Annotated in this window: 10 protein-coding genes; 3 read left to right on the forward strand and 7 right to left on the reverse strand. The window is 39.2% G+C overall.

Annotated features, from left to right (window positions below; all coding sequences use genetic code 11):
• Positions 1-34 precede the first annotated feature (34 nt).
• Entirely contained in the window at positions 35-343 is a 309-nt protein-coding gene (locus tag ACEW8U_RS17175) for a hypothetical protein (protein WP_373523285.1), read from the forward strand.
• Here the strand turns inward: ACEW8U_RS17175 and aspS are convergent.
• Positions 325-2,088 carry an aspartate--tRNA ligase gene (gene aspS, locus ACEW8U_RS17180; protein ID WP_373523286.1) on the reverse strand — a complete coding sequence of 588 codons (1,764 nt, stop codon included), beginning with the start codon at positions 2,086-2,088 and terminating at the stop codon, positions 325-327. The genes ACEW8U_RS17175 and aspS overlap by 19 nt on opposite strands.
• A 290-nt stretch (positions 2,089-2,378) precedes the next feature.
• Between aspS and ACEW8U_RS17185 the strand changes: the two genes are divergently transcribed.
• Complete coding sequence (locus ACEW8U_RS17185; RefSeq protein ID WP_373523287.1) at positions 2,379-3,653, forward strand: peptidoglycan DD-metalloendopeptidase family protein; 1,275 nt, start codon at positions 2,379-2,381, stop codon at positions 3,651-3,653.
• A 223-nt stretch (positions 3,654-3,876) separates the two neighbouring features.
• Here the strand turns inward: ACEW8U_RS17185 and ACEW8U_RS17190 are convergent, their stop codons facing one another.
• From ACEW8U_RS17190 to ACEW8U_RS17215, 6 genes are all read right to left on the reverse strand, one after another.
• Entirely contained in the window at positions 3,877-4,041 is a 165-nt protein-coding gene (locus ACEW8U_RS17190) for a hypothetical protein (RefSeq protein ID WP_373523288.1), read from the reverse strand.
• A 218-nt stretch (positions 4,042-4,259) separates the two neighbouring features.
• Positions 4,260-6,617 (reverse strand): OmpA family protein, encoded by a 2,358-nt coding sequence (locus ACEW8U_RS17195; RefSeq protein ID WP_373523289.1) that lies wholly within the window; start codon positions 6,615-6,617, stop codon positions 4,260-4,262.
• A gap of 2 nt (positions 6,618-6,619) precedes the next feature.
• Positions 6,620-7,594, reverse strand: coding sequence for a type IX secretion system membrane protein PorP/SprF (locus ACEW8U_RS17200; protein WP_373523290.1), 975 nt, complete (start codon positions 7,592-7,594; stop codon positions 6,620-6,622).
• 12 nt (positions 7,595-7,606) lie between these two features.
• The gene (locus ACEW8U_RS17205; protein WP_373523291.1) at positions 7,607-11,905 is read right to left on the reverse strand and encodes a gliding motility-associated C-terminal domain-containing protein; all 4,299 of its coding nucleotides are present in this window, start codon (positions 11,903-11,905) and stop codon (positions 7,607-7,609) included.
• A gap of 19 nt (positions 11,906-11,924) precedes the next feature.
• On the reverse strand, positions 11,925-12,446 hold the full coding sequence (locus tag ACEW8U_RS17210; RefSeq protein WP_373523292.1) for a hypothetical protein: 522 nt from the start codon (positions 12,444-12,446) through the stop codon (positions 11,925-11,927).
• 244 nt (positions 12,447-12,690) lie between these two features.
• Positions 12,691-12,816 carry a hypothetical protein gene (locus ACEW8U_RS17215; protein WP_373523293.1) on the reverse strand — a complete coding sequence of 42 codons (126 nt, stop codon included), beginning with the start codon at positions 12,814-12,816 and terminating at the stop codon, positions 12,691-12,693.
• A 196-nt stretch (positions 12,817-13,012) separates the two neighbouring features.
• Here ACEW8U_RS17215 and ACEW8U_RS17220 point away from each other — a divergent pair, with 196 nt between their 5' ends.
• On the forward strand, positions 13,013-14,446 hold the full coding sequence (locus ACEW8U_RS17220) for an aldehyde dehydrogenase family protein (RefSeq protein ID WP_373523294.1): 1,434 nt from the start codon (positions 13,013-13,015) through the stop codon (positions 14,444-14,446).
• Positions 14,447-14,623 lie beyond the last annotated feature (177 nt).

A 14,623-nucleotide genomic window follows, 5' to 3' on the forward strand; every position in this document is an offset into this window, starting at 1 on the left:
GAAGGGTGAAGTTTCAAACTGCACCTACAAGGCATTGAAAAACAAAATTACACTTAGGCGGGTGGATAAGCAGAACCGGTACCTTTACAATCAGGGCACAGGGGAAGTCACCTTTGATACCGAAAGGATTCCTGGGCTGAATATTGACCTGACCCAGTTCAGGGCCTATGATCCGAACCCCATCTGGGTGAAGATTGGCGAAGGTGCTAGGTGTAGATTGCCAGCCCTACATTCCGGCTACTCGCTAAATAGCTTCACTGAAGCTATTCTAGACGCTCGTCCCAACCTTCTTATTTTTGGAATTCCAGTTTTGTATGAGGACTTTTATAATGATTTATTTTGAATTTTCACCTGAATGGAAAGCTCTTTCAATTGCTCATCCGCAATAGTACTTGGAGAATCGATCATCACATCTCTTCCGGAGTTGTTCTTTGGAAATGCGATATAATCCCGGATTGAATCCGAGCCTCCGAAAATCGCACAAAGCCTATCAAAACCAAAGGCAATACCACCATGCGGCGGTGCTCCATATTCAAATGCCTCCATTAGGAACCCAAACTGTTTCTGCGCCTCTTCATCGGTAAACCCAAGATGTTTGAACATCAATTGCTGGGTAGCACGATCGTGGATTCTTATGGAACCTCCCCCGATTTCCACACCATTGATGACCAAATCATAAGCGTTTGCCCTTACTTCGCCAGGGTTTGTTTCCAAAAGCGGAATGTCCTCTTTTTTGGGTGAAGTAAATGGATGGTGCATGGCATGGAATCTTTGGGTTTCTTCATCCCACTCCAGCAATGGGAAATCCACCACCCAAAGCGGTTTGAATATATTTCTGTCCCTAAGTCCCAATTCTTCACCCATTTTTAGACGCAGTTCGGACATTTGTTTTCTGGTTGATTTTTCGTCACCACTCAAGACCAATAATAAGTCCCCGGCTTCTGCACCTATAGCTTCTGCCCATTCCTTCAGGTCATCATTGGAATAGAACTTATCTACTGAGGACTTGAATGTCCCCTCTGCATTACATTTCACATATACCAGGCCTTTGGCACCAATCTGTGGCCTTTTGACCCAATTGGTCAGTTCATCCAACTGCTTACGCGTATATTCTCCCGCACCTTTGGCACAGATACCAAGGATGAGTTCTGCTTGGTCAAATATTCCGAAACCTTTGCCTTGGGCCAATTCATTGAGTTCAGCAAATTTCATATCGAAACGCAGGTCAGGCTTGTCATTGCCATAGAATTTCATGGCATCATCATAGGTCATCCTTTTTACTTCTTCCAATGCTACACCTTTCACAGTGCTGAAAAGGTGTTTGACTAGACCTTCAAAAGTATTCAATATATCTTCTTGGGTGACAAAGGCCATTTCGCAGTCTATCTGTGTAAACTCCGGTTGTCTGTCTGCCCTTAAATCCTCATCACGGAAACATTTCACAATCTGAAAATACCTATCAAATCCACTCACCATCAGCAATTGCTTGAAAGTTTGGGGAGATTGGGGTAATGCATAAAATTCTCCCGGATTGACCCTACTTGGTACCACAAAATCCCTTGCACCCTCAGGCGTTGATTTGATCAGAACGGGAGTTTCCACTTCGATGAAGTTTTCACCATCCATATATTTTCTGGTCTCCTGCATCATTCTGTGACGAAGTTGAAGTTTTTCCCTGATCACATTTCTGCGTAGGTCCAAGTAGCGATATTTCATTCTCAACTCTTCACCTCCATCAGTTTCATCTTCAATGATAAATGGAGGGACCTTAGCGGCATTGAGTATTTCAAGATGTTTTACTTTTATTTCGATGTTCCCTGTGGGCATTTTATCGTTTTTGGAAGTTCGCTCAATCACCAAGCCTGTAGCCTGAATCACAAATTCCCTTCCCAATGAGGCCGCTTTTGTCAACAGTTCTTTCTCAGTCGAATCCTCTTCAAAAATCAATTGGGTGACGCCATATCGGTCTCTCAAATCAACCCATATTAAGCCTCCTTTATTTCTGACCCGCTGTACCCATCCTGAAAGGCTAACGTCTTTATTGACATCTGAAATCCTTAATTCTCCGCAAGTATGTGTCCTAAGCATTTTTTGAATGGTATTTTTTTAAGTGGTCAAAGATAAACAAAGCTTATTGACAATTCTAAAATGGATAAAAAGAATGGGAAAACTTTTTTTATCTTCAACATCAAGGCATTAATGATGGCAATTCCATAAAATCCGTAGCTCGTAAACAAATATTTGTCCTTTAGATGAAATCATTGGAAAAATTGAACGTTATCAATTTGTAGCTGGATATTATTTATATCCCGAAAATTTGGAAAATGACTTTAATTTCAATTTATTTGGTAATTACACCATAATTCACCCCATCAGTTATGAATAAAAAATGGATTTTTGCTGCATCAGCTTTTATGGCTTTCTGTGCATTATACTACTTTCAAAACAACAGTTCTAATGTACAGGAAGAATTCGAACCCTTGAATGAAATCATAATCGAGGAAGAAGAGGAGGAACTTTTACTATATGGCATCAAAGTCAATGAACTCGACATCATCGAAGGAGTAGTAGGCAGGAATGAAACGCTGTCTTCAATTTTAGCCCCATTCAATGTTTCCTATCAAATGATAGACGAAATAGCCAGAAAGTCAAAGGATGTTTTTGATGTAAGGAAAATCGCTTTCAACAAAAAATTCACAGTCCTCAGTTCAAAGGATACTTCACTGGCCCAGTTCTTTATTTATGAACCCAATCCAGCTGAATACGTGGTTTTTAAATTAGAGGAGGGTGAGGTTTACAAAGAAGAAAAACCAATAGAATGGAAAAAAGTTGAAATTGGCGGAACCATCAGCAGCAATCTTTATGTGAACATGACTGAGTTGGGACTGGGCCCGGATCTGATCAACCAATTTGCAGATTTGTACGGATGGATGGTTGACTTTGGAAGCCTTCAAAAAGGGGATAAATTCAAGGTTGTCTTTTCTGAAAAAATAGTGGAAGATCAGACTGTCGGAATCGGAGATATTGAAGCAGCTTTTTTTGAGCATAAAGGGACTCCTTATCATGCCATCCCTTTTGAACAAAATGGGGAAAGGACTTTCTTCGATCAAGACGGAAACAGCTTTAAAAAAGCATTTTTGAAATATCCCGTGAAATTCACAAGAATTAGTTCAGCATATAACCTCAAGAGATTCCACCCTGTCCAAAAAAGATACAAGGCTCATTTAGGTACCGATTTTGCAGCACCGACCGGCACGGAGATCAGGACTGTAGGTGATGGTACGGTAGTAGAAGCAAGATATACAAGTGCTAATGGCAACTTTGTAAAAATCAAGCACAACGGAACTTATACCACCCAATACCTGCACATGTCCAAAATTGCCTCAGGGATGAAGCCCGGTGCAAGGGTAAGCCAAGGTCAGGTCATCGGGTTTGTAGGCAGTACAGGATTGGCAACCGGTCCTCACCTATGTTTCAGGTTCTGGAAAAACGGTCAACAGGTCGATTGGCAAAGAGAAAAAATTCCGCCATCTGAGCCGATATCCAATGAAAACAAGTTGGCATTTGAGCAAGTGAAAATTGAAAAAGAACGGCAGATTGCCGCTATTCCTTACAGTGGAGCACCAACAAAATTGGTCGCTAAAAATAATTAACATAAATGGTCCTAATTTGATTGGGCTTAGGGAAGGTGTTCTCTAAGCCTTTTTTTATCCCTCAAAGAAAAATTTTATTTGAACCACAAAAGAAACAAAAGGGAACAAAAGACAATATCACCAAAAGTTGATATTCAGTAACTTTTGTATTCTTTTGTCACTTTTGTGGTTCCATCATTTTTTTGTTAAAACAATAAAGTCAGCCAATTTGGTTGCCAATGACCTAATTCGGAGCAGCCGTCGTGCTGATCCCGATGGCTATAGGGAGAAGAGTCTCTCGAGGATCAGGAAATGTATTATAAACATAAATAGGACTTCTGGAGATTCTTCGTACCTCAGAATGACGGCTGCCTTGCGGGTAACTTGTTGTCATTCCTTTTCTGAACATTTTAGTAATGTTGGGGACTCAGAATGACGGCTGCCTAGCGGGTAACTTGATGCCATTACCTTTTCTGAACATTTACGAAATGTTGGGAACTCGGTATGAAGGAAGCAACGGTCATCCAACATCGGTCAACTTACACTTTTTCAAAAAAAAAGGACCTCCCAGAAGGAGGCCATTTTTACTTATCTATCTCGCAAGTTTAAAAAATATATTCTTTGTGGTTATTTTCCTCCTTTTAGGTGAAGTTCTGTTCTCCTGTTTTCCTGATGCATCGCTTCGGTGCAAGACCCACAATCATTTATCGGTTGAGATTTCCCAAACCACTCGTATTGCATTCTGGCAGCATCTACACCCCTGTTGACCAGGTATTCCATCACTGCTTTGGCTCTTCTTTCAGCCAGTTTCATATTGTAATCTTCATTGCCTCTTTGGTCTGTATGACCAGCAAGGTATAATTGAAGGTTTTTCATTTTGTTGAGCATGATCCCAACCCTTTCAAGGTCTTTTTGGTGGACGGATCTGATGGTTGATTTATCAAAATCAAAATAGACAGTTGGCACAGAATTAAATTCTCTTTGTAAGGCTTCAAAAAGCGCTGATTCATCACAGACATCTTTGCCAATCAGCTCTTTTGGAAAATCATATTCTCTATCCTTGTCGGTGAATGCCTCCAATACAAGTTCACTTCTTCTGTTCAATTGATGTTTGGTCTCAGGACATGGAACACCGTCCCCACAGTCGTTGGCAAGTTTTTCTTTACCGAACCAATCAATCCTAATTCTATTTTCCGGAATTCCGAACTTGGACAAATATTCTCTTACTGCATCTGCCCTTCTTTGGCTCAATGCTTTATTGTATGCATCTGATGCCCTAGAGTCAGTATGTGAAGCAACCGCTAAATCTAGAAAGTCATATTTTTGCATCAACTCGGCCATCTTATCCAAGACAGGCAGGGCATCATTTCTGATTTTTGATTTATCCAGGTCATAGTAAACAATGTCCACAACGACAGGAAGATTGTAAGGTATTCTGGATAACCTATATTCTCTTTCCAAAACATCCTCTTCTAATCCTACTGTGCTCAATGTACTGTCGGAAATACTGAAATATCCTTTTTTGCTGATGTTCAATTGGAAATTCTTTTCAGGTTCCAATTCAGCGGTCAGTTCTCCCTTTTCATTTCTCATCGTGGGTATCAAGCCCATGTCATCAACGATGCTCAAAGAAGACTCGAATGCTTCACTGATAATATTTCCGTCACAATCAATCACCCTTGCGATCAACATTTTGAAAAGATCCTCCACAAGGTAAATGTCATCCAAACCAAGTCCTCCAATTCGATCAGAGCTCAAATACCTTTTTCCTTCGGTACTTACAAAGTATCCAAAATCATCCCTAGGAGAATTATAAGGCACTCCAAGATTCTGTAAATTCTGAAATTCGTTTCCTGAAATTGTTGCACTAAAAATATCCATTCCACCTATTCCAGCATGTCCTCTGGAAGAAAAGTAAAGCAAATTCTCAAAGACTGTTGGATGACTTTCATTTTGGGAGGTGTTGATCGCATTGCCCAAATTGATTGGTTCACCAAAATTCAAATCTTCGTCATAGGTAATATAATACAGGTCAAACCCTCCAATTCCACCCGGCATATCAGATGCGAAGTATATCCTTTTCGATCCCTCATCTACAAAAGGGTTTTGTACACCATAATTCACAAAATCATTGAATGGCAATCCTTTGCTTTCCGTAAGGCTTCCATCATTGGATACCTTGCTGTAATAAATTTCAGGATTGATATCGTATTCACGGTTTCCTTTGATCTTATTGATGTCCCTAAAAACGGTGTAAAAGATAATGCTATGACTTTCCATCAGGCTCGGATCACTGACATGCAGCGCATCCGGTAAGTCTGAAACTACCTTTGAAATATTTCCGTCTTGATCAGATTTATAGAGGCTGAAAAATTCTCTGTCGTTGAAACTGCTCTTTTCCGAGCTATAGAGCTTACTTTTTGCGTCTAATCTGATTGACTTTTTTTCTGTAGGGACAACCTGACCTCTATCACTGGAAAAGTATTTGATACCCTCACTGTCGGTTTTAAGACCAAAGTCCGAACCGTCGCTGTTAACCCCTTCTACAGAAACCAATTTAACTTTAGGCTTTTTGGAAGACATTTGCCTTACCATCGCAAAATCAATCTCAGGAAAATCATACTCTTCAAATGAAGTGGCATTCAATATATCATTGATCTGATCACCTTTACCTACTTTAATAGCCGCAGTTAAATAATTGTAATAATCCGATCTTTCCGCTTCCTCGCTACTTACTACTGCCTCCCACCATTGGAATGACTTTTGATAATTTTGGATCAATTGATATGTCTCGGCTGCTTTTTTGGCTGTCGTATATCTGGCTTTACTTTGATAAGCTTTTTCATATGTTTCAGCTGCATGCTGATAATTTTCCAGTTCCAATTGCCTGTCGGCATAGCGTAACTGTCTGTTTTGGGCAGCCACAAAATGGGGGCTTAATCCCATTGAGACCAATAAGAATAATAAACAAAATAGTTTTTTCATGATCAGAACCATCTAGGGTTTTTCATTGTAACTTTTCGGGGAGATAGATAGTAACCGACAGAAAATTCATGGGAATTATTGCGGTTATTTTGGAGGACATTTAGATTTGCGTCATAGGCATATCCTATCCTTAAATTTTCGGTTGCGAACATTTCAAAAATAAAAGCTACTGCATTTCTTCTGCTCAGGTTGCTTTCAAGGTTGTCATTCCATACATGTAGATTTGACCTATAAGAGGCCCCAAGCCAAAGCCTTTCCATAAACAACACCATGCCATTTAAGTCCACATTGGTTGGAGATCCTTTTACCTCTTTTATAAGAAATGAGGGTTTGAATTGAATGTTATCGGTGATTGGAACTAACATTCCTGCAGTCAAAAAGAAATGCAGGTCATGGAATGAGAGCGCGATGTCTTCACGCTCCAAAGCCCTTCTTCCTATCATGTTGTAGCTGCTTAATCCTGCGTAAAATCTATTGTTATGGAAAAATAATCCCACGTTCATATTTGGACTGATCATGTTGTTGATTCCACCTGGGATTTCCACATCATCTCCATCTAAAGGATCTAACAGATCTCCATTGATCTGATACTGTGATGCACCTGCACTGACACCAAGTCCAAGAAATGATTCCTTACCAGTCTGTATCCTATAAGAATAGGTAAGCAATCCAGTAGTAGTACTTGTTGGACCCATTTGGTCACTCAGTACTGAGGCTCCGAATCCCATCATGCCTTCATTAGCGCTCAGGTCAGCAGTGACTGTAAATGTCCTAGGCGCCCCGGGGAAATTATTCCATTGATTTCTATATGTACTTTGAATATATCCCTGATTTTTATACCCTGCATATCCTGGATTGATATGAAGGCCATTGAAAATGTACTGGCTGAACTGAGGCAGCTGCTGCCCATTTGCCTGATTGGAGGCCAGAAAGGCGACCATCAAGCAAAATCCAATTAGATTTAAATTCCTTTTCATAACCTGCGAGATTTATTTTTTGATAACCTGTATCCATCCTTTGAATTCATGGACCCTACCTTCACTATCAATACCTTTCAGCACATAGAAATAGGTACCGGCTACCAGACCCTGAGCACTCCAATTATTCTCATAATTTTGGTTTTCATAAACATGGTCTCCGTAACTATTGAATATTACTATCTCTGTTCTATTGAATTTCTGTAGGCCTTTGATGATAAATCTATCATTTTTACCATCACCGTTAGGTGTGATTACATTAGGTATAAAGAAAGGATTGATCTGATTTTGATCTTCTGCTGCATTATCCAATGGGTCGGTGTCATCTTCCGCTGAAGAAACTGTGACTCTATTGGTGATATTCAAAGGATTTTCTCCATTGATCGCATTGGCTTTGACTCTGATGTGGAATACAATATTAGCTCCTGCAGGAAGAACTGGGACCAAGAACCTTACCCGCGATCCGCTTATTTCGGTATTCACACTGATTCCATCAGCACTGGCAGTAAATCTTGAGCTTACATAAGTTACAGTGCTTGGAATATCATCAATGACTTCCACCTCTGTGGCATCTCTACTTCCGAGGTTTGTCAGTGTAATCTCATACTCAAATTCATCCCCTTCAAAAATCTCGGTACCATTTGAGGTCTTGATAACACTTAGATTCACATCAGATTCCACCAATCTAAAAGTCACAAATGCTTCATCGGAATTGGTCGGGTTCAGACTTTCTCTAAGAATATACTTCAATGTATATTCTCTGACTTCATTCACTCCCGGAAGAAGACTCAATTCACCTTGTTCATTGGTAAGAAGACCAATGACTCCATCCAAATCAATGAATTCAAAGTTCACTTCCTCGAAATTGACAGGTAATCCATTGAGCAGGTCATTTTCTAAAATCATGCCCAAAACTCCACCATAATCCGCCGGGAACTCTCCAAATTCATCATCATTGGCGATAATCTGGTTTGCTGTAGCTCCTACAGTGGCTTCATCCTCAGCGGTGACTTCGTTTCCTTGCGGATCTTCTGCAGTCACAAGTACTGCGTTGAGTACGCTTCCTGCAATCAGATCATCAAGCTGAACCTCGTAAGAAGTCTCAAAAATTACAGTCTGTCCAGGAACAAGACTTGGTATGGTTTCATCAAGACCAGTCAAGGGATCTGTGATTGATACATTCGTCAGCGTAAGGTTTCCAGTATTGGTAACTGTGATGGTGTAATTCAGAACATCACCAACCACTGAATACGTAACCTCTACTGCTTCTTTTAGGATACTGATACCACTGACTTGGGTAAATACTTGTACATCTTCATCAGTCGCTTCTATTTCTGTATCGTTAAAATCTCCCTTTACAATCGCAACATTTGTAAATGAGCCAGCATCTATGTCTTCTTGAGTAATTACATATTCGGCTGAGAAAGTTGTACTATCGGTTTCTCCAGGTGCCAGAGATTCCAATGGGCCACCAATAATGTCAACTTTAGGATCATCTATGGTGATATTTGTCAGGGTTACATCACTGGTATTGGTAATTGTAAAGGTGTAGACGATTTTATCACCTGCATTGGTTATTCCATTTCCATCCTCATCTACAAGAGTACCTGATTTTTCGAATTCAAAACTGCAGTTGTTAACAGAAATGGTCACGGGAACTCTTGAACCTGTACAATCAGCCGTCACTCCCTCAGCCACCCAGATAATATATGTTCCGGTAGTGGAAGCATCAATTTCAAATCCTGATAAAGCATCTACTCCGTCTTCCTCGGTAAAGAAAAATACTGTGTATTCACCCGCTTCACCTTGGTTGCTAGGCAAAATCAAAGTGTTGAAATTCGGAACTTCACTACCAAGACAGAATTCAAAAAGGTCAGCACCTTCATTGATTGGATTGGTATTTACGATCGTAACCTGAATGTTGAATTCATATATACAATCACTGGAATTAGCAGGGATGGCATAGTACGTACCTGAAACAGCAGGGAAAGGATTATTATCATCAAATTGCTTATCCTTGGTCGCATCTGGCCCATCAAAAAATCTGATACCTGATGGAAATGAAGCTCTAATATCGGAAACAGCTATTCCATTTTCAGGATCAATGTTGCAATATTCGAAATCCAAAAAGAGATCAAAATCACCACAATTAGCATCCACAAAATCTGCTACTCCAGAAAACTTCAATACCAATGGATCCTGAACTGGTTCTCCTTCACAATCCCCATCCAAAAAGCCTTGCGTCAATGGGATACCACCGAATTCACTTTGTGAAATCTGGCCCTTACCTGAAAGGTTACCATTGACGGACACAAAAGGATCACATGCTTCATTGGTTAAAATAAAACAGTCTTCTGTGGCTTTTAAGGTATAAGTAAGTTTTGCAAAAACATCATTGATGTTTTCTAATAAAGGGATATCTCCAATCTCCCATACAATGGAACCAGTAGGTCCCAATTCAGGGTCAAAATAAGGTATACTTGCTGTATTAGGCGTGAAGTAAACTTCAAAATCAGCACTTACAAATGTGGTAGTAAATGGTAAAGGAATGATCACCTTACCATCTTCAATGGCTTCTGTACCCAAATTCCTGATTTCCAATGAATATTCTATTTCTTCTCCGGGACGAACCGTTGGGTTTTCACCTGGGTTCTCTCCTCCTATTGTTACTATTTCATTGAAGCCTTGTATTTCGGGAACATAGGAATCTACTGCGAAAGCTATGGCATAAATATTATATACATCCCTGTTGGTTCCATACCTAAAGGTCGTAGAAGTCTGACCGTTTGAGATAATTGAGTTTCCGGGATTGGGCACATCCCACATGGCAATGTCAATACCTGTATTATTTAAAATATCCGGATTTCGGGGATTTGCCACCAATTCACCCAAACTGTTACTTACTGGAGTGTAAATGGAGGAATTGAAAAAGTTATTGGTTGAATTTAATGGATGGCTTAATCTTACCCATTCAGTATCCAAGGAATTCCTGATTTCAAGAAAATCACCATTTACCCCTCTATCTCCTTCACCTGCCATCACGCCCAACTTCAAATTTACATCTCCATTCTGAACAGCATTAAATCCTTCGATGACCAACTCTCCAATTACGGTATCTATATTGTTAGGAGAAAGATTAAAAGAATATCCATCAAAAACAGTCACATCTCTCCAATTCATTTTGGAATTTTCGTAAACCACAATTATTCCCCAATGTCCAAAAAAGCCGACAGGGCCACCATTGCCTTCTGTGAGTGCAATGTCAGCAACTGTATATTCTCCAATTCCATTTTCTTTAACATATTGGGTAACATCTGCATAGCCGGCATACATGTCTTCCAATTCATTGAAAGGATATAAAATATTATTGGTTGGGGCCGTCACTTCAGTGTAAGTAGAAGAGGAGGGACCTTTTAATTTTACTTTCCTCTTATCAAAGCTGACAGTAGTGACAATATCAGGAATATGGACTCCATTAGCCGATAACCTGATATTGTTGTTTGATAGCCTGTAAAATTCAACAAAAGCATTCGTTTCATTGATCCGACGCATTCTATCTATTGTCAAGGTGATATCACCATCGGTAATCATTATTGGATCAAAAGTCACTATCGAATATTGCTCAAAAGTCTCTACCACCTGATTGGTGAGGTTTATCCAGTTACCGTTTCCTATTCTATACCTTCCCGGGTTTGTCTCCAGGTTTCTGAATTCAAAAGAAAAAGAATCTCCACCTGCATTTGAAATAAAATTGAACCTTGGAAATCTGTTATTTTCAGATCCGCCCCTTGCAATAGACATGGAATAAGATGAAAAATTCACATCCTCTAAATGATAAACAACCTGCTCTTGATTAGAAACAGTCTCAGGTAGGTTGCCCGGCTCAGAGCTTGTAATGACATCAAATTGTAAACCTGATCTTGGTTTGGCTCTTCCTGACCAATAAAGGCCTGCATAAATGATTTCTGAACAACTTGGATCTGCACCATTCTCCTGAGAAAAAACCAAATTGGCAGATGAAGAATTGAGCGTGGATTCATCCCCGTCAATATCCACATATATCATTTCATTATTGGAATTGTTCACCAGGCTCATGTCAGCCAAAGTGAGGTTTGTATTTCCAATAATGGCAAAGTCCCCCCTAATGTTAAATAAATTGTTCTGTGGTGCAGGATTTCCTACTCTTTGTCTGAAGGGAACCCTATTGTCGTTTTGCGCAAAAGAAACTGTACTGAAAAATAATAAGGTGATTACTAGAAAGAAGTTGGTAATTATTGCGCTGTTGGTAAAATTAATCTGTAGATTTTTCATTTTTTCTTCTGTTTAAAAATTACATGATCGAATTGACTGTAAAAAGAATTACATACTGACCTTCTTCAAATCCGGATACCATGGAAGAAACCTCCGCTTGGGTTAAAGGAATTGTGGAATTGATGAGTACATAATTAAGATTGAAGAAATTCTTGAGCAATTCAGGATTTAATCTCAAAGCAGATTTGTCCTGCTCCTTTGTTAGATTGACCTGTAGAAGTTTGACTGTCCGAAAAAGCTCATAGGCATTGGAAACAGATCCCAAAGAGGAAGCGTCCAATGTAGCCCTTTGTGGATATCCGGACCTTACTTCCTGAATGCCCTCACTGCTGATCAAAATCGCAGGAACATTATCATATAATAATGTCTGAAGGTATTCGGAATTTTCAATTCCCTCATCTATGATATACTTTTCAAGAAGAATGGGATTTTGAGCATGTAGTTTGGTCAATGAAAAACCGAGGACCAAACAAATGAGCATGAGTTGAAGAAACATCCTGTTGAAGATTTTTCTATCAGCGAGAGTGAGATAGTTTGCCATAGCGATGATATTTATAATAAAATGTAAAGGCGGGTGAGATAGATAGAAGCCTTAAATTTGAATCAGGGTGATGATTGAAAGGTGAAATACAATTATCAGGTGTAAAAATACATTTAAATGTTTTTCATTTCCTAACATTTATCAAAAAATTTTATTTAAAATACATTTTTTTGTGTTTATCTTGATTTTAAAAAATTCAAAACCACGTAATATATGAGTGTTTTTGAAATAAAAAAAGGCTTTCTCAAGCCTTTTTGATTTTTCTTACATTTTCTTTCTTTAATTGACTGAGATATTCCTTAATCAATCTCAATCTCTGATTATCTCCCAATAAACTTTGGGGAATAATCCTTTCCAAACTCCAATTCATAATTTAATTGTTTTTAAGGTGATAAGTTAATAACGTTAAATCTAGGGAATAGTTTTTGACAAAATATAGATTGAAATTGATTCTTAACCTAAACTGAAGTAAATAGAGGTTCAGAAATAAAATTGACAACTGTATAAATTCTTCAGTCAAATTCCATCCTTATGAAAAAACTTCAATTGCAAGAAAAAAATTGGAAATGATGAATACAGATAACGACATGATCCAAGAACAAATCAATGAGATTTTTTCAGCCCAAAAAGTTCAGGCTTTAAAAATGCGAAGCAGTACTTCTTTGTTAAGAATCGCACTTTTGAAAAAGTTACTGAATTGGATAAAAGTTAATCACGAAGATATCCGAAGGGCTGTGTATGCTGACTTTAAAAAGCCATACCCGGAAATTGACATCAGTGAAATATATGTAGTGACCAGCGAAATCAACCATGCCATCAAGCACTTGGAAGGTTGGATGAAATCCAAGAAAGTTCCTACACCTATTATAATGCTTGGAACCAAGTCTTATATTCAATTTGAACCCAAAGGAACCGCACTGATAATTGCGCCTTGGAATTACCCTTTCAATCTTGCCATTGGTCCTTTGGTTTCGGCCTTGGCTGCAGGTTGCACTGCCATCATCAAACCCTCCGAAATGACACCACACACCTCAGCTTTGATAAGAAGGCTTGTTGAAGAGACTTTCGACAAAAGCCTAGTAGCTGTAGTTGAAGGAGAGATCCAAGTTTCACAAATGCTGCTGGCAAAACCTTTTGACCATATTTTTTTCACAGGTAGTCCTACTGTTGGGAAAATAATCATGAAAGCGGCTGCAGAAAATCTCAGTTCTGTGACACTCGAACTTGGGGGAAAATCACCGACCATCATTGACCTTAAAGCTGACTTAAAGGATGCCGCAGAAAAGGTCATTTATGCCAAATTCCTCAACTGCGGCCAAACCTGCATCGCCCCTGATTATGTATTAGTTCATGAATCTGTAAAAGACAAATTTCTTAGCTTGCTCAAAGCGCAGGTCGAAAAAATGTATAATCCCAAAAATAAGGGTATTGAAAATTCAAGAGACTATGCCAGGTTAGTTAATTCAAAACATAGCAAAAGAATCAAACATTTACTTTCTGATGCAAAAATGAAAGGCGCGATTATGTATTCAGGAGGGAATAATAATGAACCTGAAAAATATTTTGAGCCCACCATCATTACCAATCTGACAGGGGATATGGAAATCATGCAGGATGAAATTTTTGGACCACTGCTTCCTGTTATTGGGTATGCGGATCTTGAAGAGGCAATCAACTACATCAACCTAAAGCCTAAACCATTGGCACTTTATCTTTTCACGACGGACAAGGAAATCCAAAAAAGAGTTTTAAAGGAAACAACATCAGGTGGCGCAGTCATCAATGATTGTGCGCTAAACTTTCTCCAAAATGAACTGCCCTTTGGCGGAGTCAACACAAGTGGGATTGGCAAAGCACACGGTTATCATGGATTCTTGGCTTTCAGCAATGAAAAATCTGTGATGAAACAAAGAATTGGCATGACTTCAACCAAGCCTTTGTATCCTCCTTATGGCATCACGGGAAGGAAAATAATTGACGGATTACTGAAATGGTTTTAGTTATGAATTGAATAAATGCGCCACTTTACCAATGACGTAATTCGGAGCCGCCATTACCCTGACCTAGGAAAGCCTGCCCCGTCCCGATAGCTTGGGATTCGGGGGGTCTCTTGAGGATCAGTAAATGATAGAAATAAACATAACAAGAAAAGTCACAATTATACCACCTACTTTCAC

This window comes from Aquiflexum sp. (genome assembly GCF_041751335.1).
Taxonomy (GTDB): Bacteria; Bacteroidota; Bacteroidia; order Cytophagales; family Cyclobacteriaceae; genus Aquiflexum.